This window comes from Peribacillus frigoritolerans (assembly GCF_040250305.1).
Classification (GTDB): domain Bacteria; phylum Bacillota; class Bacilli; order Bacillales; family DSM-1321; genus Peribacillus.
Genome location: NZ_CP158190.1, coordinates 5000486 through 5022507, shown reverse-complemented (window position 1 = coordinate 5022507; position 22022 = coordinate 5000486). Strand labels below are relative to the sequence as shown.

Below are 22022 nucleotides of genomic sequence, written 5' to 3'. Positions count from 1 at the left end.
CTCGTGAAACACTAAAAGAGAGCGCTCCTTAAAAGAAGGGGCGCTTCCTTTTTTGTGATTAATTATTCCTGAAGATGGAAAAGTTCAATCCCAATGCAAATGTGACCCATGCAATATAGGGAACCATCGCTAAACCGGATGTACGGTCTATTTTATAAAACTCGAATGCCGTTAATGTAATCAAGGTCAGCAGTGCAGCCATTTCTATAAAGGCTGTTCCGCGCAAGCCCCATTTGAAGAATAAAAAAGACCATAAGAAATTCAACCCTAGTTGAGTATCATAGAGGAGTTCAGCGGACTTCGATTCTTTTTCTTTGGATGCTATGCGATATTTCGCTATTCCCATGATCGTATAAAGGCTGGTCCAGGCAACGGGGAAAGTCCAGGAAGGAGGAGCAAAAGCAGGTTTCTTGAGTTTGTCATAAATTTCTTTTGAATTCCTTGTGGCGAATATCCCCACAAGTGAGCCTCCGACCACAGGTACCAATACACTTTTAGCTAATTTTCCGTAGTTCATAATGGGATCCTCTTCTTTCTTCATTATTTGGATGTTCTTATACTTTTACCTTCTTATCTGTAAATAAAACATGCCCTTTAATCAAGAAGTGTAACTTTCTTCCAAACTTTACGTCGGTACTATTAAGAAAAGGGGGAATACCGATGAACCGTAAAACAATGATGTTTATGTTCAGTTTGTTCCTTTTACTTGCTGGATGCAGCAGTAATGAAAAAGATGATTCAGCATCGAAATCACAGGATGAAAAGGCGGAAAGTAAAATGGACGCTTCAATTTCCGGGAATATGGTGCAGGAAGAAGCGGCGGAAAAGGAAGGGGTGACGGATGAAAGAAAGGTCATCCATCAAGCCCAGCTTGAGTTGAAGGTGAAGAACCTCGAAAAGGCACAAATGAAGATTGAGAATAAGGTGGCTGAATATGGCGGATATGTTGTCGAGTCCAATGTATTCAGGGAAGATGAAGAACTGGTGGAAGGAACGATCACTGTTCGGGTCCCTGAAGCCCATTTTCAGGATTTTCTAGCCGATAGCGAGGGCGAGGCTTCAGAAGTGGTCGGAAGGAATGTGACAGGGCAGGATGTAACGGAACAATATGTAGATTTAAAAGCAAGATTGAAGTCAAAGAGAGCAGTAGAGGAAAGGTTGCTTGCATTCATGAAGGATGCTGAGAAGACGGAAGATTTGCTGAAAATATCATCCGATCTTGCCGTGGTGCAAGAAGAAATAGAGCAGCTGACCGGGCAAATGAAGTATCTTGAGAACCAGACCTCTTATTCGACGGTTACCATCACGTTATCACAGGACCAGATAGTTGTGCCGGGCATTGATAATAAGGAATTGAATACATGGGAAAGAACGAAGAAACAACTTGCAACAAGTGCGAATCTATTACTTAAAGCGGGTTCAGGAATCATTGTTTTTATAATAGGAAACTTGCCTATCCTCATTATTTTAGGCGGAGCTGGTGCGATGATCCATTGGGTGATCAAAAGAAGGGGTAAAAGGTGAAGGCAGAAAGAGAGGGTGCCAATTAGATTGGCACCCTCTGACATTTATCTTTTCCGTTTATGCAAGCCGGTCACATAATACAGGGCTACCAACAGTAAGATCCAAATCGGACCAACGATTAAAGCGATTCTCGTATCTGCTGAAAAACCGAGTACTACCATTACGAATACTAAAAAGGCTAAAGTGAAATAAGAAGTGAATGGGAAAAGAGGCATCTTGTAAGACAAGCCTTGTTTTTCTCCCTGACTCATTTTTCGTCTAGACATGATCTGCGTGACAAGTATGGTTCCCCATGTCCAGAGTGCACCGAATGTGGCGACACTTGTGACGTAAGTGAAAACTTTATCCGCTTCCATGTAGTTAAGGTAAACACCGAAAAGAAGCACGATAGCCGAAACGATAATGGCAACGCCAGGAACGCCTGACTTTGTTGTACGTTCGAAACTTTTTGGTGATTCACCTTGCTGCGCTAGGTTGAATAACATTCTTCCTGTACTGAAGATCCCGCTGTTACAAGATGAAAGGGCTGCTGTCAGTACGACAAACTGAATGATCCCTGCTGCGCCTGGAATACCGATTTTATCAAACATCATAACGAATGGGCTGTTTTCTCCATTCATTTCATCCCATGGAGTGATTGATAAAATGACTGTCAGAGCTAAAACGTAAAAAAGTAAAATTCGATAAAAAACGGTATCGATGGCTCTTTTTAAAGATTTTTCAGGGTTTTTAACTTCACCTGCGGTTACACCGAGCATTTCAATTCCCAAATAGGCGAACATGACCATTTGGAATGAGAGGATGACACCAGAAATCCCATTCGGGAAAAATCCTCCATTTTCAACAAGGTTGCCGAATCCGACCGCGATTCCGCCGTTCCCCAGTCCAAAGATGATCATTCCGAAGCCAAGGACGATCATAAGGATGATCGTTACGATTTTAATAAGGGCGAACCAAAACTCCAATTCACCGTATGCTTTTACAGCAAGAAAGTTAATCGTTGTCATGATGGCAAGTGCGGCTAACGCCCAAGCCCATTGCGGAGTATCAGGGAACCAAAATTGCATATAGATTCCTACTGCCGTAATTTCAGCCATACAGGTGGCGATCCAAACGAACCAGTAATTCCATCCGGTTATATACCCGGCAAGAGGACCGACAAATTCGCTTGCATAGCGACTGAAAGAGCCTGCGACAGGATTTTTTATCGCCATTTCACCTAGTGCACGCATGATAAGATAGATCATAAGCCCGCCGATGGCATAAGAAATGATGATGGCTGGGCCGGCTAATTTAATCGCAGATGCCGAGCCGAGAAATAGACCGACTCCAATGGCTGCGCCAAGAGACATTAATGCGATATGTCTTTCTTCCAAACCTCTATGCAGTTGAGATTCTTTGGAGTTTTGCATAATTTTCCCCTTTTCTATGTTGGAGTTTAATTTTCTCTATCTAGCATTTTATCACTAGTAGAGGAGAATACATATTATTTATTGATTTTTCACATAATATTACAACTAAATAATATATTTTAATAGGAAGAATGTAAAGAGAAAAATGAAAACGCTTACCATTAAAGTGATCCTATCTTTTAGCTTCGTATAACAAACTTTCAAAACTAATTGGAATGCTATTCAACCAAAATAAAATTATGTGATTTTTCTAAAAATTTAGATATTTAACAGTGGAAAAGCTGTCCCAAAAATAAGGAACAGCTTGTTCGTATTATCATTGCCAGATGGCGGAGGCCCATTCAGGATGATCTATGAAAGGGTTGCGATTATGCTGATATTCATTATAAATGATCTCATTCCGGTTACGCTCGAAGGCATCTACAGGATCCTGTTCATTCCATTCCAGTAAAACAGTCAATTTACCATGATATGGGGCGGTACCATTGTTCACTTGATTATTTAATTCTAAATCGACTTCCCCTGCATCACCCTCGTACCGAACCGCCATATAAAACAGCATCCGGGCGACATCACCTTTGAAACTATCGCGAGGTTCCCATGAATCCGAATCATAGTAATTTCCTATCGCTTCGGAATGTTCAGAACCTCCATTATCAAAGTCCAGGTTGTTTCTTGTACTGTTGACAGAGACATCAGTCGGCCGAAGATGGTGCAGATCGGTGCCGGGACCTAAAGTGGTACCAAAATCACCATGTGATTTTGCCCATACATGCTCGCGATTCCAATCATTAACGCCGGATCCGTTCATCGTTTTTCCTTGGGAACGCCCTGTATAAAGAAGAATGACATTATTCGTGTTATTCGGGTCCTCATCGGTTTTCCGTAAAGCGTCCCATACATTTGAATACGATATTTCCGAATGGTCATCAATGATTTGATGGAGTGCATTTTTTAGCGCCAACCCTGATTTTCCGCTGGCTGAATCATAGTATGAGCCAACACCTGGTGTCTCCGGTTCTGGTGAATCATTCCCTGAAAACATGGCAGAAACATCTTTTAAGCCTGGATGGGTGAAATATGCACTCAGTGTGCCAGTTACGGTGATTTTTTTTCCTTTTAAAGAAGGATTTGTTTTTAAGCCAAATTCAGAGCGGAAGGAGGATGGAATCTGAACATATACCATTTTGGCATTGTTTGTTTCCGATGAGCTGTCCGCCAATGCTATGGCATAATCATTCGCATAGCCGCTCGTGACGACGGTATTGGCTGAAGTGGGCTGTCCCGTCACATAGCCACTGACCGTTTTAACCGTGCTGTCTTGATTCGCAATGGCTTGGGAAACGGAGTAAGGAGATGACAAGCTGCCATCTCCAGCCGCGGCTAATGATGGGGTGAAAAAAGTGGGAATAAAGAAAGCAAGCACGAGTAAAATGGTCAGGGCGAATCTTGGTTCATGTTTTGTGAACATGTCATTCCTCCATAAATCGATTCATACCCATTTCGAGAGAAATCGGCATGTATATGTAAAGTTATGGATTTGAGTCGCTTTCTCCTTCTGCCTTGTCAAAAATGAGAGAATACAGCTAGTGAAGCTTAGCGGAATTTAGGGAAATAGCCCGGGAAATATCGAAGGGTGTCATGGAAATGACACGAAAAACCGTCAGCATGCTACTGACGGTTTTTTTTACTCTGTTTTATAAGAAGACTTTGAATGAAACTCAATAACAATGATCCGATTAAAGCCCCCCAAAAAGAATCTATTACAAAGCCACTGACAACATAGGAAGTGATTTGGAATGTGAAGGCATTGATAATGAAAGAAAACAACCCGAACGTCAGGATGGTGATCGGCAATGTGATAAGCTGGAGAATGGGCCTAACCAGCAAGTTCATGATTGATAATATAAAAACCGCCAGCAAGGCTGTTCCGTAAGATTTAATCGTGATGGAGTCGAGAAGCCAATCAATAACGAGCAATACCAGCCCGTTGATAAGAAAACGCATTATTATGTTCATGAAAAACTCCTCCTGAAGTCACCTTTACTACAAGTCATTATACTAAAATTTCATGAATTTCAGTTATATGTTTGCAGAATTGTCACAAAAAAAGAGGAATACGATATGTATTCCCCCAGAATGGAATAGACGCTTTTTACTTAAAAGGTCCAGTCGATTTCAGTAATCCGCTCCCTTTCCGCCGACTGTCTGCCAAGCCTCCTCGGCGCAAGCGCCTGTGGGGTCTCGGCTAGCCAGTTATTCGGCAGGAGTGCCGCAAATTTCTTCAATCCAATATAGGTTTCATCCAATATAAAAGTAAAACAGGAAGGTAAGCAAGTCTTGTTTTAAAAATACGGTTCGGCTACAGTCTTTTCATTTAAAAAGGTCCAGTCGATTTCAGAAATCCGCTCCCTTTCCGCCGAAAAAACCCCATTTGTCTAGAAAATGGGATTCATTAGGTTCTCATTAGTTATGGGCAATGATTTTTTCGAATTCAGTTAATTCCAATGTGTTTTTCAATTTTGGATTGGTGTTTAAGGAAAGCAGGGCACTTTCAATGAGAAAGGTTCGCGGTTCAACGTTTTGTAATAATTCCTCTTGGATAAAGTGAATCAATTTTAGGTTTTTAACTCGTTCTGCTTCATCATCTTGGCATAGCCTTAGGATCATCTTTTTTAGGTCGTTTGCAGAGTGCAGGAGTGCAGTATGAAAATCCTGCTGTGAATGGAAGCACTCTGGCAGCCATTGCTTGATGAGGTCGGGTTCCAAAAGCTGTGCATTTGACTGGCTGACATCTTCGAAAATCGATTTAATCCTATCGACGCAATAACGGATAATTTCAGTAGGGTTGAAATCGGGCTCTTTAGCCAAAGCATTAAAATGAATCGTTTGATGCATCATTCCCGAGTAAAGAATGGCACAGTCCAAAATATAGGGTTTTTTATCAGCACCGAAAATGTCCAGAAACCGTTTTGATAGCCAATGGATATGCTGGAATTTAGCATGTGTGATGAAGTTCTTAAGTTCGGTATCATTTGAAATCATTACTTCTTCATATAAGAAAAAGATTTTATTGTTTTTGTTGGAGTGCATTTGTAATTCTGATTGTTTGATGAATATCTCAATATCTGCAAGGTTTTGCCCAATCAGCAATTCATTCCGCTCTTTTTCGAATTTTTCTTGCGAAGTTAGGAAGACTGCCTTAAGCAATTCGCTTTTAGAAGAAAAATAGTTATAAAATGTTCCTTTTGAAATGCCGCTATAATCTAAAATATCCTGAATGGAAGTTGCTTGATATCCCTTTTCAATAAATAATTGGTGTGCATATTTAACTACCAATTGTTTGCGCTCATTCATATATATCACCCTTACTCTTATTGGACGGTCATTTTAACGTAATAGTATCTTATTTTTTAAACGAACACAAACCAGTATGTTTACAATTGCTCTAGCAAAATAAGGTTGAAGGCCTCTTGATTCAGTCAATTCATGAAGTGTTCTGCTGAAGATAGGGTTCACAAAGGCAATGAAAAATTCAGTTTCTATGCATCCTTCTATTCACCATGTAAATAAAGGCAGATGAAGTGAACAAAGTCACAGGAGAACTCTTCGGTTTGTTATAAGATAAATAGAAGGAGATGGGTGAAGTAGCGCAAAGTATCTATGAATATTCGGCGACATTCTCGATTACTAACCCATTGGTAGGAGAAATGATAAAATCACTTGTCGTGAAGGAATATTGGATATAAGGGTCGTATACCATTATTAGGAATGTGATTATGGAAACATGATGTTCCTTCAACGGTGTATACCATTATACTTTTCCATATGTTAGGAGTTGGTAAAGGCGTAATATTAATTTGAAATTACAATGGATTGATTGTTATATTAAAATTATTATAAATAAGTATTGATTTTTTTCTGAGAAGCTTTATCATTATATACATAAATAATAATGAAAAGGTGGTTCAATTATGACAAATAAGAAAAACCTTACTACAAGCTGGGGAGCACCAGTTGGAGATAATCAAAACTCGATCACTGCCGGCGAACGCGGCCCGGTGCTCATTCAAGATGTACACTTATTGGAAAAACTAGCCCACTTCAACCGTGAACGTGTGCCTGAACGTGTAGTTCATGCGAAGGGTGCCGGTGCATTCGGAACTTTCGAAGTAACGAACGACCTTTCTCAGTACACGAAAGCTAAACTTTTCAATGGTGTGGGCAAGAAGACAGATCTTTTTATCCGTTTCTCCACAGTTGCAGGTGAATTGGGTTCTGCTGATACAGTCCGTGACCCGCGTGGATTTGCTGTTAAATTCTACACGGAAGAAGGAAACTACGATATCGTCGGTAATAATACGCCTGTATTCTTTATTCGCGATGCGATTAAATTCCCCGACTTCATCCATACACAAAAAAGGGATCCTAGAACACATTTGAAAAACCCTACGGCAGTTTGGGATTTCTGGTCACATTCACCGGAATCTCTGCACCAAGTGACGATCCTGATGTCCGACCGGGGCATTCCTGCTACACTCCGTCATACACATGGTTTCGGAAGCCACACATTTAAATGGGTGAATGCTGAAGGAAAAGGCGTTTGGGTGAAATACCACTTCAAAACAGAACAGGGCATCAAAAACCTTGATGTGGATCTAGCTGCAAAACTAGCAGGTGAAAACCCTGATTACCATACGGAAGATCTTTTCAATGCCATTGAAAAAGGGGACTTCCCTGCATGGAAATTGTATGTTCAGATCATGCCTCTGGAAGATGCGGATACATACCGTTTCGATCCATTCGATGTGACGAAGGTATGGTCTCAAAAAGATTATCCGCTGATCGAGCTTGGTCGTATGGTATTGAACAGAAATCCTGAAAACTACTTTGCTGAAGTGGAGCAAGCCACGTTCTCACCGGGAACATTCGTACCGGGAATTGAAGCTTCCCCAGACAAGATGCTTCAAGGACGCCTATTCGCATATGGAGATGCACACCGTTACCGTGTGGGCTCGAATCACAACCAGCTTCCGGTTAACCGTCCGAAAGTGGAAGCGAATAACTATCAGCGTGATGGTTTCATGCGTGCAGATGACAATGGCAAGGGATCTGTTTATTATGAGCCGAATAGTTTTGGAGGCCCTGCCGAATCAACGGAAAATAAAGTCACTCCTTTCGAGGTGACTGGGCAAGCTGCACAAGTCGGTCATAATAGTGATGATCACTACACCCAAGCAGGTGACTTATACCGTCTATTAAGTGCCGAAGAGAAAACTCGCCTTGTTGACACGATCGTGGGCGCAATGAATCCTGTGGAATTGGAAGAAATCAAGCTTCGTCAAATCGGCCATTTTTACAAAGCTGATCCGGAATACGGAACGCGCATAGCCGAAGGTTTAGGTTTACCTGTACCGCAAGAAGCGTAAAATATGGGACTACCAATCTAGTAAATGCAAACAGGCATCCATTCATGAATGGATGCCTGTTTGCATTTATGCAGGGCTCCATTATATGAATGACACCCGACAAGTTCGGTAAGAATATATAGTTATAAATGGTTTGTAAGGAAGTCATGCTGTCAGATTAGTTGGGCCAGTTGCTTGGATTATCGGTAAAGGGTGGAATTAATGACTAGTAAAAAGAATCGGGATAAAGTAGGCAGTCCAATTTAATTGCATAACAAGTTATCCGACATTCCCTTGGAGCATCTGGACTGGATCAAGAAGAAGGGGCGGATGGCGAAATTCAAAAGTTATCGGGAATTAGACCCAGAAGGTACGTATGGAAGCACTGAGCGATACCTAAGCATTCTGGATGATGCCCCCAATTTGGTTCGTTTTGAGGAGTGACTTTTCTATAATCATAAAGTCCAGAAAGGTCAGGGTGCGTTGGCAATAATTAAATTGAGTCAGCATACATTTGGTTAAGAGGAGGTGCAGTATGGACGTTTTTGTGCGGCAGAATGATTCCTTGTGGTATTATAGCCAATTATTCAAGGTGAATTACCAACTTATCATTGATTCCAATAGTGGGATTGACCCACTTGCACTTATGATTGGCCAACAAATCAAAATTCCTGGCTTTACGACTACCGGCTATAGCATCAAGCAAGGTGATTCGTTATGGGCAATTGCCAGGTCACGTAATCTTTCATTGGATGCCCTATTTTTAGTTAATCCCAATCTCAACCCGAATGCCTTGCAAGTCGGTCAGACAATTTCTGTGCCATTGAGGATTACGTGGAGGCTAATTCAAGGAAATCGGGAATATGATTATGAGACGATGATGACCGATGTTAGACGTTTGAAAACAATCTATCCATTTATAAAAACCTCCCCCATCGGGGACTCGGTGCTTGAAAGGGATATCCCCGAAGTTCTGATTGGAAATGGCAACAAACGAGTTCACTATAATGGTTCCTTTCATGCGAATGAGTGGATAACGACGCCTGTGATCATGACCTTTTTAAATGATTATTTACTCGCAGTCACGAATCAGGCTGACATCCGCGGTCTAGCTATGTTTCCCTTTTATCAACAGACGATGCTGTCGATCGTCCCAATGGTGAATCCGGACGGAGTGGAGTTGGTTCTGAAAGGACCGCCTGCAGATGAGTCATTGAGAGGACGGCTCATCGAATGGAATAATGGCAGCGAAGACTTCTCTGGCTGGAAAGCCAATATTAATGGGGTGGATCTGAATGATCAATTTCCCGCCAAATGGGAACTGGAACAAGCCCGCAATAATGTAACGGAGCCAGGTCCGGCGAATTATCCAGGGGAAGGGCCGCTTACACAGCCAGAGGCTATTGCAATGTCAGAGTTGACAAAAAAACGTGATTTTGGCAAAGTCCTTGCGTTCCACACCCAAGGAGAGGTCATTTTTTGGGGATTTGAAGATTTGGAACCACCCGAGTCGGAAACGATAGTCAATGAGTTTGCGAGGGTCAGTGGATATGAGCCTGTCAAATCCGCCAATAGTTACGCAGGGTATAAGGATTGGTACATTCAGGATTGGCGCAGGCCGGGATTTACCGTGGAGCTGGGCAAAGGAACGAATCCCCTCCCAATATCACAGTTCGATGAGATTTATCAGAAGTCGCTTGGGATTTTCTTGGCAGGGTTATATATGTGAAATTTGAACAAATGAAAAAGCTCAACTCCGTTTCCATGGGGTAGAGCTTTTTAGTCTTATAAACTATTAGACTTGAAACGATGAGGGCTGCTGCAAAAAATAAGTAAAGTTATGCTTTACTTATCGATTGCATGATTAACTCGCTTTTTAGCCTAAAATTAACGGACATTCTCCATGTCCCAGTAATATTGCAGCCCCTGCCAAAAGGAATTCTAATAGTTTTGCGGTAAAGAAGATTAACTTCCTTAGCGCTAGTATTGGCCCCACCTACGCCAGATACTTTGACGGCCACGCATGCCATCCAACCTAATTTCATTATATTAGAAAGCGCTTACATTTTCAAAAGTAATCGTATTGCAAATTTCGACATTCGCATAAGTGTCCCTTACCAGTAGGAGGAGAACGGGCATATTACTGATAAGGGTCTTATAAGATTCAGGTTAATCTGCAATGAATTCCTGCAACTTTTGCTTTAGACCACCATTGCCGAATTTAATGAACTTTGTTTTTCCGGTATCTTGTTCAGGGGTAGAAACGAATTCCAAAAAGGCTAAAAGGTTGATCCGGCGGTAAAGGATATGGACAATGCCATACTCATAGAACCAATGATCGATCGTGTTGTAAATCCCTCTATTCAGTCGATATTGCTGCTGGCACCAATGGAAAAATATTCTGTCCGGCAGATTAAGGTACTCTATATTTTCTAAGCCCCCATTTTGCTTCTCATTCATGATAGGGGAAATAATCCGTAGCGATTCCTTTTGCATAGTGTAATCCTCCCTCATTGATAAAAACGAAAAAAACCCCTATCCTGTTGAATAGAGAGCCTCCAGTGAACTAGTCAGCTTATATATTTTCCTTATATAAAAGTAGCATAAAACATATTAATCCAATTTGTCAAGTTGGTATTTATAATGCTTAAAATATGTATGTTTATTTTATATTTTCTGAGTGAATTGATTGAAAATACGAATAAATATTTATGTTTATTCGTTTATAGTTCGTATATAATGATTTTGAGGAATTAAGGAGGAGAGACTGAATGTATAAATCAAAAAAGATTTTATTATTGGGCTCAGGTGAATTGGGGAAAGAGGTCATACTTGAAGCACAGCGGCTTGGTGTCGAGACCGTTGCTGTAGACCGCTATGAACATGCCCCTGCCATGCAAGTCGCTCATCGCAGTTATGTGATCGATATGCTGGATGCGGAACAACTAAGGGGAGTTGTAGAAAAAGAACAACCCGATTTGATTGTGCCGGAAATCGAGGCCATCGCTACATCCGAATTAGTCAAGTTGGAAGAGGAAGGCTTTCATGTCATTCCGACGGCAAGAGCGGCTAAATTGACTATGGATCGTGAAGGAATCAGGAGATTGGCTTCTGAAACTCTGGAGATTCCGACCGCAGCCTACAAATTCGCCGATACATATGAAGAATTTGTTCAAGCTGCCAAGGAAGTTGGCTTTCCTAATGTCGTCAAACCGCTGATGAGTTCTTCAGGTAAAGGACAAAGTGTGTGCCGCACGGAAGGTGACCTGGAGGATTGCTGGAAAATCGCGATGGAAGGCGGCCGGGTTCAAAATGGACGGGTGATCATTGAAGAATTTATCCGTTTTGATTCGGAAATCACGCTGCTTACTGTCCGGGCTGTAAATGGTACCATGTTTTGTGCTCCCATCGGCCATATTCAGCAGGGCGGGGATTATATTGAATCCTGGCAGCCGCATAATATGACAGACGCGCAAATAATGGAAGCGAAAAAAATTGCCCATGCCATTACGGATGAACTTGGTGGGTACGGATTATTCGGGGTTGAGCTTTTCCTCTCAGGGGATAAAGTCTATTTCAGTGAAGTTTCCCCACGTCCGCATGATACGGGGCTAGTGACATTAGTGACTCAGAATTTGTCCGAGTTTGCCCTTCATATTCGGGCGATTCTAGGATTCCCCATCCCAGAAATCAAGCTGATCAGCCCAGGTGCCAGCCGTCCATTAAAAGCTCAAGAAGAGTTATCGGAATATTCTATAGTTGGTGTTGAAAAGGCTTTGGCTTTACCTAATACACAAGTGCGTCTTTTCGGAAAACCTGTTACAAAGGCAGGCAGAAGGGTGGCAGTCGCCCTGTCATCTGCCGATTCAATCGAGGTGGCGAGAGTGAATGCGGCCCGTGCTTTGGAATGTTTAGTTGTAGAGAAAGAATAGTGAAAAACGCGCTCTTGAATGGAGCGCTTCAGTTTTTCGACAAAGGGAGCGGATTTCTTAAATCAAATGGAACATGATCTTCACTCCAGGTACTCGCTTTCCGCGTGCGGTCCGGAAGCCTCCTCGGCGCCATTTGCGCCTGTGGGGTCTCCCTTGGACACGTTTTTCCCGCAGGAGTCTCGTACCTTCCATTCCAACCAACTGGAATGGTTTTTAAAGTAAAACGTAGGCTGGCCTCATCCCGAACGGTTTAAGAATAGTTTATACTTCATGATTTTCCTGCCGAATAACTGGCTAGCCGAGACTCAGCTAGATGCTTGCGACAGGAGGCTTGACAGTGTCGGCGAAAAAAAGCGGATTTCCGAAAAAAATGTAACGTTCCTCAAAGAAAAAACTGTAGGTATCGAATTTGTCTGCAGTCTGACTCTGAAGCATCCTTATTCGGATGCTTTATTTCTTTACTCCATTAATAGCACTTTAAACTCCTGACAATCACCCGATTTGAAGACGTTGAATGGCCTGTAATATACCCCAGCTACTGATGATTTCCCTGAATAACCAATTCCACATGCTGTCTTTACTTTGTCTTAACAATTATCCTGTCGCTTTTTTACATAGCCTTGACATTGAGTTCATTTTCTTCACCTATAGTTAAATTAAATAGAAAAGATTAACGGGAGGTCATTCATTTGAATCGCACATGGAGTAAAAAGGTTTTACCCATTACACTCGTTTCGGCATTGGCATTTGGAAGTTTATCATGGTCCGGTGCGGATCGTGTTTCGGCAAAGGGTAACCCAAATAAAGAACCGGAAATCAAGAACGTGATTTTCCTGATTGGTGACGGCATGGGTGTTTCCTATACCTCCGCTTACCGGTATTTAAAAGATAATCCTGGTACGAAGGCGGCAGAACGGACAGAGTTTGATAAATACTTGGTTGGCCAGCAGATGACTTACCCAGAAGACTCTGCACAAAATATAACGGATTCAGCTTCAGCTGCAACGGCAATGTCTGCCGGAGTGAAGACTTATAACGCTGCCATTGCAGTGGATAATGATAAATCGGAAGTCAAAACCGTATTGGAAGCAGCAAAGGAAAAAGGAAAAGCGACGGGATTGGTTGCCACTTCGGAAATCACTCATGCTACACCTGCATCTTTTGGCGCCCATGATGAAAATCGGAAAAACATGAATTCAATCGCAGACGATTATTATAACGAATTAATCAAAGGCAAACATAAAATTGACGTCCTATTGGGCGGTGGAAAGTCCAATTTTGTCCGGCCTGATGTCAATTTGGCGAAAGCCTTTGAAAAAGACGGTTACAGTTATGTGACTGATAAAAATCAAATGCTTAAGGACAAAAATGAGCAGGTCCTTGGTTTATTCGCATCTGAAGGACTCCCGAAAATGATTGACCGCCCAAGTGAAACGCCTTCTTTGGCAGACATGACAAGTTCGGCGATCCAGCGCTTGAATAAAGATAAAGATGGATTCTTCCTTATGGTCGAGGGAAGCCAAGTCGATTGGGCTGGACATGATAATGATATCGTAGGTGCAATGAGTGAAATGGAAGACTTTGAAAAAGCATACAAAGCGGCCATGGAATTTGCGAAGAAAGACAAACATACTTTAGTGGTGGCTACTGCGGATCACTCTACAGGAGGATTCTCGATCGGAGCAAAAGGAATATATAACTGGTACGGCGAGCCAATCAAGGCAGCCAAACGCACTCCTGACTTCATGGCGGATGCCATCGTCAAAGGCGCTGATGTCGAAAAGACGTTAAAGCAATATATTAACCAAAATGTTGTGAAGCTAACTGACGGTGAAATCAAAACGGTAACTGAAGCTGCCAAATCAAAAAATGTGACGAATGTCGATAATGCCATCGAAGCCATATTCGATAACCGGACCAATACTGCCTGGACTACTGGGGGACATACGGGTGAAGATGTTCCAGTCTACGCATACGGGCCATATAAAGAACGTTTTGCCGGGCAGGTCGATAACACGGATCAAGCCAAAATCATTTTTGAGCTATTAAAGAAATAATGACTTCAGGGAGGGATTCAATGAACAGACTGATGATTGGTGCCCTGTTATTAACGGCATTTGGTGCTCTTAATACCCAACCAGCTTACGAAGAAGAAACGACAGCTAAAGAAAAAACAGAGGAAATTGCACGACCACTGGAAAAAAAGGATGTCTATGTTCCGAATCCGCAGCTTCCTGATGATATAAACTTGAACCAGATCGGACAGAACGTTTCCGATGCCAAAGGCGAATTAACTTTGAAGGCCTATAAAAAAGTGAATGAAACGCTGGATGTTGGCCCGATCGAGGTTAAAGTCAAAGAAATGAAAGTGATGCATGCCACTCCGGATTACAGCATGATTGATTTCTTCCACGGCTATACGCATGATGAAGATTTCGATATCGTAAAAGTGAACGTGGAAATCAAAAACAATACGGATAAAAAAATTAAGTTTTCCCCAGTTGCTTTCCTCGAAACGGACAGAGGAGAACATCTGACATGGGAAGATGAGATCTACTTGGAAGAACTTACTGGTGAAATAGAAGGAAACGGTTCAAAAAGCGGAAACATTGGTTTCATTCTAAATGATGGAAACATAAAGGGCATATCCCTAATGACAAGTGATGCGGTGGATGAAGAAGGGGAAGTCCTTGCAAAAGGCAAGTCAGCTGAATTCGCTTTTTAAAGGATATGTATAAATGCCTTGGAAAAATAAAATACTAGAACAAGTGATGGGGATTACTATCACTGAACGGAATATCCAAATCCTAATGATGAGGTGACACAGAATGAGCTATAAAGATCAATTAGATCCACATTCTCAAAAGTTTCACCATAATTGGACAAGACCTAAGCGTTCAAAATCTCAAGTTAATGGCCATACGCAAGAATCGCAAACAAACATTATACTAAGAAGCAATGCAAAGGCTCACAGGTGGTAACGGATATTTCCGATAAAGAAGGAGGCTCCCAGCGAGTCTTCTTCTTTATATTTAGAATCATCTTAAACCAATCAAGGCATACATGGCTTTTCATTCATAATTATGATACCATTTACCTTTAAGATTATAGTGATTGGCTTGACGTGAAACCATGATTCCGATTGAAAGTTTCACCTTATACAAATAGAGGACGTGAATTGTAATGATTAAAATTGAAATCCCTGCAGCGGATATAAGCATCAAACAAAGAAAGCAAGTTATTGAAGGAGACGAGCCTGTCATTCCTGAAATTTACGGGTTTATCGATTTTCATTTGATTCCCCGTGATAAAGGCGGCATCATCTTGTTTTACAATGAAAACGATGAGCTGATTTTTGTCGGTAAAGCTCGTAAATTAAGACCAAGGGTCAAGAAGCATTTCGAGGATAATGTTTCTCCGATTAAAGATCATCGTAATGAAGTCAAGAAAATTGACATTCTTATAGTCGAAGACGCTATGGAACGTGAAATCTATGAAACGTACATGATCAATAAACTTCATGCTAAATACAACGTCGACAAAGTATTTTATAAATAAGAAACACCTATGAAAAGCTGACTGCGTATGCACTCAGCTTTTTTGTGTTTACATATGTACAAAAATAATTTCGTACATTTACAGCAGCTACATGTTAGGTTAACAATGTTGGTTTATATTTAGAGTATTCCAATACATTCTCAGGAGGAAGCTATTGAAGAAAATACTTTGTAAAAAGGTGTTAGTTATCTCGATCGGGACAGTGATTGCCTTTGGGAATTTAACGTGGTCCATGTCACAAGCTTCTAAACTGGCGAAACAGAGAGAAATTGAAACTTTTGAACAAAAGACAGTAACATCTTCAGGGTGGGAAATGGCGGAATAAGCTCAGTACCCAATAAGTTTTTTCTCGATTTGCAACAAAGAAAAAGAAAAATGTATTGGATAATGAAGCGTTGTGTTAATGATCAGCTGCTTGTCAATATGGAAGTACATTAAATGATAAACCTGCAATGGAGGTTCCATACACATGTTGTAATGTGTGATTGGGCTTCCATTTAATTTTTTTGTTTTAAATTGTATGACGGCACCTTTCATTTATCCGTGTGTCGGAGCAATCGTGATTACATTGGTTCAGGAGAAGTATTCGGAGGCAATTTTGAAAAAAACTTGCAAATAGTAATGATTACGTTTTATTATTAAAGAGTGTTTTCGCGTGGGAGATGGTTTTAGTATTTAAATCGTAATGATTTTGATTTACGCACAGTAAAGAAATCAGGTAAAGGAGTGGTAAGGGATGGAGATGAAGAAAATTCCGGTTACGGTATTGAGTGGATACCTTGGTGCGGGAAAGACGACGCTCTTGAATCATATTCTTGAAAATCGGGATGAGCTGAAGGTTGCCGTCATTGTTAATGATATGAGTGAGATCAATATTGATGCTTCGCTGGTCAAACAGGGAGGGTTTACCCGGACGGATGAAAAACTGGTGGAAATGCAGAATGGCTGCATTTGCTGTACGCTTCGTGAGGATTTGATGATTGAAGTGGAGAAATTGGCGAAACAAGGGGACATTGATTACATCGTAATTGAATCGACTGGGATAAGCGAACCGGTACCTGTAGCCCAAACCTTCTCCTATGTTGATGAAAGCATGGGAATTGATTTATCGGAATATTGCCGGCTTGATACGATGGTTACCGTTGTTGATGGGTATAATTTTTGGCAAGACTTCACTTCCGGAGAAACGCTTATTGACAGGATGCAGGCAACTGATGCTGCCGATGGCAGGGAAGTGGTCGACCTACTAATAGATCAGATAGAGTTCGCCAATGTCATCCTGTTAAATAAAATCGATCTAATGGATGCTGACGCCGTTGAGGAATTAAAGGCGGTTCTTCATAAAATGAATGCGGATGCGAGGATCATCGAAACGAATCATTCCAAGGTGCCGCTAAAGGATGTATTGAATACACATTTATTTGATTTTGAAGAGGCAAGCCAAGGAGCGGGCTGGATAAAGGAATTGAATGAAGAGCATATCCCGGAGACCCTGGAGTACGGGATTTCATCCTTCGTTTACAGAAGGGAAATACCGTTTCATCCCGAGAGGCTAATGGAATGGTTAGAAAATTGGCCCGTACAAGTGGTGAGGGCAAAGGGCTTCCTTTGGCTGGCATCGAGAAATGATACGGCAGGCTTGCTTTCGCAGGCGGGACCGTCATTAACTTTACAAGCAGCCGGTAAATGGATTGCAGCTTACCCTGAGGAAGAACAGGGCCAAATTTTAAAGGAGGCACCTGAATTATTGGAACGGTGGAATGCAGTATACGGTGACAGGATGACGGAGCTGGTGATGATTGGCATTCAAATGAATCAACAGGAAATCGAAAATGAATTAGATCAATGCTTATTGACGGAAATTGAGTTACAGCAGGATTGGTCTTTATATGAAGATCGATTGCCTGCTTTTACGGAAATCGTTCATTAAAAAACATTAGGAGGAAATAAAAATGAGAGTAAACATTACGTTAGCATGCACAGAATCAGGGGACCGCAATTATATCACAACGAAAAACAAGCGGAATAATCCGGACAGGATCGAATTGAAAAAGTACTGCCCACGATTAAAGAAACACACGCTTCACCGTGAAACGAAGTAATTATGAAGTTTAAATCGTAATGATTTTGTTTTATTGAAGAGGATGGATATAAAAGGAGGGAAGTTCATGTTGGAATGGATCATTATTGGCGGAGGAATTCAAGGTATGACGATGGCGGCATTTTTACTTAAGTCAGGAAAAACGACAGTGGACCAGCTGGCGATTGTTGATAGAAATGAAGAACCATTGGCAAGATGGAAGCATTGTACGGAAATCATTTCAATGCCTTATTTACGTTCTCCATCCGTACACCATCTGGATGTGAATCCCTTCAGCCTGCAGAAATATGTGGAAAAGGCAGACTGGAACAATAACTTTTATGGCCAATATAAGCGGCCGTCCCTACAATCCTTCAATGAACATTGTGTTCACTTGGCTGATGATTTATCCATTAAGAAGGCATGGGTGCAAGGGGAAGTCACCTCTGCCTGCAAAACGGGACAGGGCTGGGAAATCCAATTGCAAAACAAGCGACGGCTTGTGGGACAAAAGCTTGTGATTTCAATTGGTATTGGAGAACAGCCTTATTGGCCTGATTGGGCACAGCAATTAAAACAAGAGCATGAGGGTTCCATTTACCACATATTCGATGAAAATATTCCGGAGCTGACACAATTAAAAGGACCAATCACGATCATTGGGGGAGGCATATCTTCTGTCCATCTCGCTTTGAAGCTGAGTAAGATCTATCCCAATGACGTAACGCTACTAAAGCGGCATCCATTTAGGATTCATGATTTCGACAGTGATCCTGGTTGGTTGGGGCCGAAAAAACAGCGTCCTTTCCATGCTATAACTAGCTATCAAAAAAGACGCGAGACCATTATTCAGGCACGTAATAAGGGTTCCGTACCACCTGACTTACATAAAGCGCTGATGAATCAGGTTAAACAGGGATTATTACGTGTAATGGATGAAGAAGTGATAAGCGCTGTGTGGAGGGACGGGCATATTGGTCTCAGGAATAAATACGAAAAGGTCATTCAACTTACAGGGACGATCCTTTTAGCGACCGGCTTTAAGTCATCAATGCCAGGGAAGGATTGGCTGACTCCAGTCATCCGGTCGCATGATTTACGCTGCGCGGAATGTGGTTATCCGATTGTATCGCAGTCGTTGCAGTGGGGACCTGGTTTATATGTCACGGGTGCATTGGCTGAACTTGAAATGGGACCGATTTCGAGGAATATATCGGGAGCAAGACAGGCAGCGGAACGAATTGTGAATAGTTTATAGATTTTATAAAATCAAGATTTTTAAAAAAGGAGAATATAAATGGCGAAAAAATCAAAGGTGATTAAAGCTGAAAAACAGCTGGCAATGGTCGAAAAGTATGCAAAACTTAGAAAGGAATTGAAGGAGAAAGGGGATTATGCCGCATTGGCCAAACTCCCTCGTGACTCTTCGCCGACAAGGGTTCACAATCGTTGTGGAGTAACGGGAAGGCCCCGTGGATATATGCGCAAATTCAACATGTCACGTATCGTTTTTAGGGAACTTGCTCATAAAGGGCAACTGCCGGGTGTCAAAAAGTCAAGCTGGTGAAGCGGGGAGTACTAAATCATTCATAAAAAAAGGGGTTTGGAGTCCGAATAGTGAGGAGAAGGCCGAAAAGATTCATGAACCGAATAAAGTGCGGTGTAGGTCGAAAATATTCGTGAACGGTCGAATAAGGTGCAATGTAGGTCGAATAAAGTGCAGTGTAGGTTGAATAAAGTACGGGATAGGTCGAAAAACTGCGTGAACGGCCGAATAACTGGCTAGCCGAGACCCCGCAGGCGCTTGCTTGATGCGGCTTGGCAGACAGTCGCGGAAAGTGAGCAGATTTCTGAAATCAACTGGAACTTTTATTAATTTGTCTACAGTCTGAAGGTTCTTATCTAATCTTAGATAAGGACCTTTTTAGATGCTTAATTATTTTTAATTTCTTCTTCTATTTCTAAATTCCATTTATCACGTGTACTATATAAGATTTCACGTACAAAACTTGAAAAGGAATATTTATTTTGGTTTATTTCTTGTTCTAATTTTTTGAGGTTTTCTTTTAATTTTTCAATTACTTCTTTTTCTCATCTCTTCATGTGAATATGTACTTGGTACTCCTCCTGCTCGTAATAAAGAATTTAATTTAGTTTTAATTGAGCTAAATCACTTGCATCATCAATCTCCACTTTTCTAATTGATGTAATGATTTTACAACTTTACTTTTATTTTTATTAAAATAAGCTGCTGTATCTTTATCAAACTGAAATTTAAAAGGGAGGATGAGAGTTGATAGACGGAAGGAGCCCTTGTTAAAACAAGGGCTCCTTCATCATTATAAAGATGTGTTGCTTACTTGACTGCCTTTAATGCTTGTTCAGATATATAGAAGTCTTTTCCGTTGTAAACGGTGATAGCATTAATTTTCTTTTGTTTAGTGGATTTAGGGGTCTTGCTGATAACGATATTCTTATTTGCAGGCAACTCTACTTTTTGCTGCCCCTTTTTCGCTACGAAAATTGGGTTATTCGGGTCTGTCACATCAATACGGGTTGAATATCCTTTTTTCTCAAAGGAATCTTTAGCATTCATGTAGAGTTTGTTCGATAATTTTTGTAAATCAAAGCCCATGAATTCGGCCATTTTTTTAGCGAGGTCTGTATTCTCCACTAATCCAGTCGGTTTTGAAGGGCCATAAGAATACAGGAATACGTCTTCCCCAGTATGACCGCCAGTTGTAAAGCCAATGTTGGCACGGTTAGCAAGCAGCTTTGTCATTTCAGCACCTACGTTTTTAGAAGAGGTAAGTTTTGCTGTTTCTTCAGAAGTCAGTTCATCCAGTCCATACAGTGCTGCAACTTCTTTTAGATTGGAATGATCTGGTTTTAACTTACTTAAAGCTCCTTCAACAGTCATCTTCGCTTTCTTTAATGGATCGATATAAGCTGATACGGGTGTTTCCGGGTAGGAGGAGTTCGTGTTTACGTTACCCATTGTAATTCCGCTGTTCCCGTGGTCCGTTACAGCAATGACCATCGTGTTTCCGTCATTTTTTGCAAACTTAAGGGCTTCGTTCACGGCATCATCAAAAGCTAAAGTATCACTAATCATTCCAATCGTGTCGTTTCCGTGAGCAGCCCAGTCAATCTTGCTTCCTTCGACAAATAAGAAGAAGCCATCTTTATCTTTTTTCAAGGTTTTAAGGGCTTTATTGGTCATCTCAGCTAAAGTGGGTTCACTTGGCTTTGTTGTTTTACGATCTAAATCATATGCCAGGGCACTTGGTGCAAAGCTTCCCCAAATTTTATTCGATTTGGAGTTTAACAGCTCGTCACGGGTTTCAACAAAATCATATTTGTCTTCATCGAGCACTTCCAAAAGGTTTTCTCCATCAATTCTTGCATTTTTTGTTTTACCTGGTAAAAGGGATTCCTTGCCCCCTCCCAAAACGACGTCAATCCCCTGATAAACCTGCTGTTCCGCAATATCACCATAATTGCTTCGATGTGTCACGTGAGCGGAGAATCCTGCGGGTGTAGCATGCTGGATTTCAGATGTAGAAATGATGCCAGTAGCCTTTCCGGCTTGTTTCGCACCCTCCAAAACGTTAGCGACTGGTTTATGGGCATTTTTCGGATTAACCGGATCCAGCCCTGGAGAATTAACGATGGCTGGCAGGACACCGACAAATTTATCATTGGATTTATTTCCTGTCGCAAGGGCTGTTGCTGCAGGAGCTGAGTCTGTAATGGCCGATTCAGCAGAATATGTACGCATACCGCCTGAAAGCATTTCATCCATGGCTAGATTACCGCCTTTATACCACCTTGAAAGGGTTGTGGCTCCTGTGCTTGTCCCATCCATCACCATCATGATGACGTTTGTTGGTTCTTTTTTCTTGTTTTTTGCCTGAACATCTTCCTTCATTGTTGAAATACCCAGTGATGAAATGGCTACAGCTCCCGCTAACGTAATTCCTGCTACCTTTTTGCTCATTTTCCCCAAAATGCATACCTCCAAAAATATTATTACTTTTAGGATAAATGCAGTATATTAAGAAATTACTTCAGTTAAGTAAAGAAAGGTTTTTTATCTGTAAATTTT

General features: G+C 41.4%; 20 protein-coding genes. 13 read left to right on the top strand and 7 right to left on the bottom strand.

Features of this window, described 5'->3' with window-relative positions; genetic code table 11:
- Positions 1-58: 58 nt before the first annotated feature.
- Entirely contained in the window at positions 59-517 is a 459-nt protein-coding gene (locus tag ABOA58_RS24855) for a TspO/MBR family protein (protein WP_318291902.1), read from the bottom strand.
- Between the two features lie 143 nt (positions 518-660).
- On the opposite strand from ABOA58_RS24855, the gene ABOA58_RS24850 reads away from it, so the two are divergent.
- The gene (locus ABOA58_RS24850; RefSeq protein WP_350300419.1) at positions 661-1524 is read left to right on the top strand and encodes a DUF4349 domain-containing protein; all 864 of its coding nucleotides are present in this window, start codon (positions 661-663) and stop codon (positions 1522-1524) included.
- 44 nt (positions 1525-1568) lie between these two features.
- On the opposite strand, the gene ABOA58_RS24845 is transcribed toward ABOA58_RS24850, so the two are convergent.
- The 4 genes from ABOA58_RS24845 to ABOA58_RS24830 form a co-directional block, all read right to left on the bottom strand.
- Positions 1569-2936, bottom strand: coding sequence for an amino acid permease (locus ABOA58_RS24845; RefSeq protein WP_350300418.1), 1368 nt, complete (start codon positions 2934-2936; stop codon positions 1569-1571).
- Positions 2937-3252: 316 nt separating this feature from the next.
- Positions 3253-4407, bottom strand: coding sequence for an endonuclease (locus ABOA58_RS24840; RefSeq protein WP_350300417.1), 1155 nt, complete (start codon positions 4405-4407; stop codon positions 3253-3255).
- A 200-nt stretch (positions 4408-4607) separates the two neighbouring features.
- The gene (locus ABOA58_RS24835; protein ID WP_048685276.1) at positions 4608-4955 is read right to left on the bottom strand and encodes a phage holin family protein; all 348 of its coding nucleotides are present in this window, start codon (positions 4953-4955) and stop codon (positions 4608-4610) included.
- A gap of 447 nt (positions 4956-5402) precedes the next feature.
- A complete protein-coding gene (locus tag ABOA58_RS24830) occupies positions 5403-6293 on the bottom strand; it encodes a TetR/AcrR family transcriptional regulator (protein ID WP_350300416.1) in 891 nt (296 codons plus the stop codon).
- A gap of 617 nt (positions 6294-6910) precedes the next feature.
- Between ABOA58_RS24830 and katA the strand changes: the two genes are divergently transcribed.
- A complete protein-coding gene (gene katA / locus ABOA58_RS24825; RefSeq protein WP_350300415.1) occupies positions 6911-8365 on the top strand; it encodes a catalase KatA in 1455 nt (484 codons plus the stop codon).
- Positions 8366-8879: 514 nt separating this feature from the next.
- Positions 8880-10073 carry a M14 family metallopeptidase gene (locus ABOA58_RS24820; protein ID WP_350300414.1) on the top strand — a complete coding sequence of 398 codons (1194 nt, stop codon included), beginning with the start codon at positions 8880-8882 and terminating at the stop codon, positions 10071-10073.
- Positions 10074-10513: 440 nt separating this feature from the next.
- On the opposite strand, the gene ABOA58_RS24815 is transcribed toward ABOA58_RS24820, so the two are convergent.
- On the bottom strand, positions 10514-10840 hold the full coding sequence (locus tag ABOA58_RS24815; protein WP_350300413.1) for a hypothetical protein: 327 nt from the start codon (positions 10838-10840) through the stop codon (positions 10514-10516).
- Positions 10841-11115: 275 nt separating this feature from the next.
- On the opposite strand from ABOA58_RS24815, the gene purT reads away from it, so the two are divergent.
- The 10 genes from purT (at position 11116) to rpsN (ending at position 19481) form a co-directional block, all read left to right on the top strand.
- Positions 11116-12276, top strand: coding sequence for a phosphoribosylglycinamide formyltransferase 2 (gene purT / locus ABOA58_RS24810; RefSeq protein WP_350300412.1), 1161 nt, complete (start codon positions 11116-11118; stop codon positions 12274-12276).
- 689 nt (positions 12277-12965) lie between these two features.
- Positions 12966-14333, top strand: coding sequence for an alkaline phosphatase (locus ABOA58_RS24805; protein ID WP_350300411.1), 1368 nt, complete (start codon positions 12966-12968; stop codon positions 14331-14333).
- A gap of 20 nt (positions 14334-14353) precedes the next feature.
- Positions 14354-15001: a DUF4352 domain-containing protein gene (locus ABOA58_RS24800; protein ID WP_350300410.1), complete on the top strand. Its 648-nt coding sequence runs from the start codon at positions 14354-14356 to the stop codon at positions 14999-15001.
- A gap of 103 nt (positions 15002-15104) precedes the next feature.
- The gene (locus tag ABOA58_RS24795; RefSeq protein ID WP_072272311.1) at positions 15105-15257 is read left to right on the top strand and encodes a YpzG family protein; all 153 of its coding nucleotides are present in this window, start codon (positions 15105-15107) and stop codon (positions 15255-15257) included.
- Between the two features lie 196 nt (positions 15258-15453).
- The gene (locus ABOA58_RS24790) at positions 15454-15834 is read left to right on the top strand and encodes a nucleotide excision repair endonuclease (RefSeq protein ID WP_170971597.1); all 381 of its coding nucleotides are present in this window, start codon (positions 15454-15456) and stop codon (positions 15832-15834) included.
- A gap of 154 nt (positions 15835-15988) precedes the next feature.
- Positions 15989-16159: a hypothetical protein gene (locus ABOA58_RS24785; RefSeq protein WP_156500230.1), complete on the top strand. Its 171-nt coding sequence runs from the start codon at positions 15989-15991 to the stop codon at positions 16157-16159.
- Positions 16160-16570: 411 nt separating this feature from the next.
- The gene (locus tag ABOA58_RS24780; protein WP_350300409.1) at positions 16571-17764 is read left to right on the top strand and encodes a GTP-binding protein; all 1194 of its coding nucleotides are present in this window, start codon (positions 16571-16573) and stop codon (positions 17762-17764) included.
- A gap of 22 nt (positions 17765-17786) precedes the next feature.
- Positions 17787-17936, top strand: coding sequence for a 50S ribosomal protein L33 (gene rpmG / locus ABOA58_RS24775; protein WP_034310390.1), 150 nt, complete (start codon positions 17787-17789; stop codon positions 17934-17936).
- 66 nt (positions 17937-18002) lie between these two features.
- A complete protein-coding gene (locus ABOA58_RS24770) occupies positions 18003-19172 on the top strand; it encodes a SidA/IucD/PvdA family monooxygenase (protein WP_350300408.1) in 1170 nt (389 codons plus the stop codon).
- A 39-nt stretch (positions 19173-19211) separates the two neighbouring features.
- Positions 19212-19481 (top strand): 30S ribosomal protein S14, encoded by a 270-nt coding sequence (rpsN, locus tag ABOA58_RS24765; RefSeq protein ID WP_350300407.1) that lies wholly within the window; start codon positions 19212-19214, stop codon positions 19479-19481.
- 789 nt (positions 19482-20270) lie between these two features.
- Here rpsN and ABOA58_RS24760 read toward each other — a convergent pair.
- Entirely contained in the window at positions 20271-21914 is a 1644-nt protein-coding gene (locus tag ABOA58_RS24760) for an alkaline phosphatase (RefSeq protein ID WP_350302966.1), read from the bottom strand.
- Positions 21915-22022 lie beyond the last annotated feature (108 nt).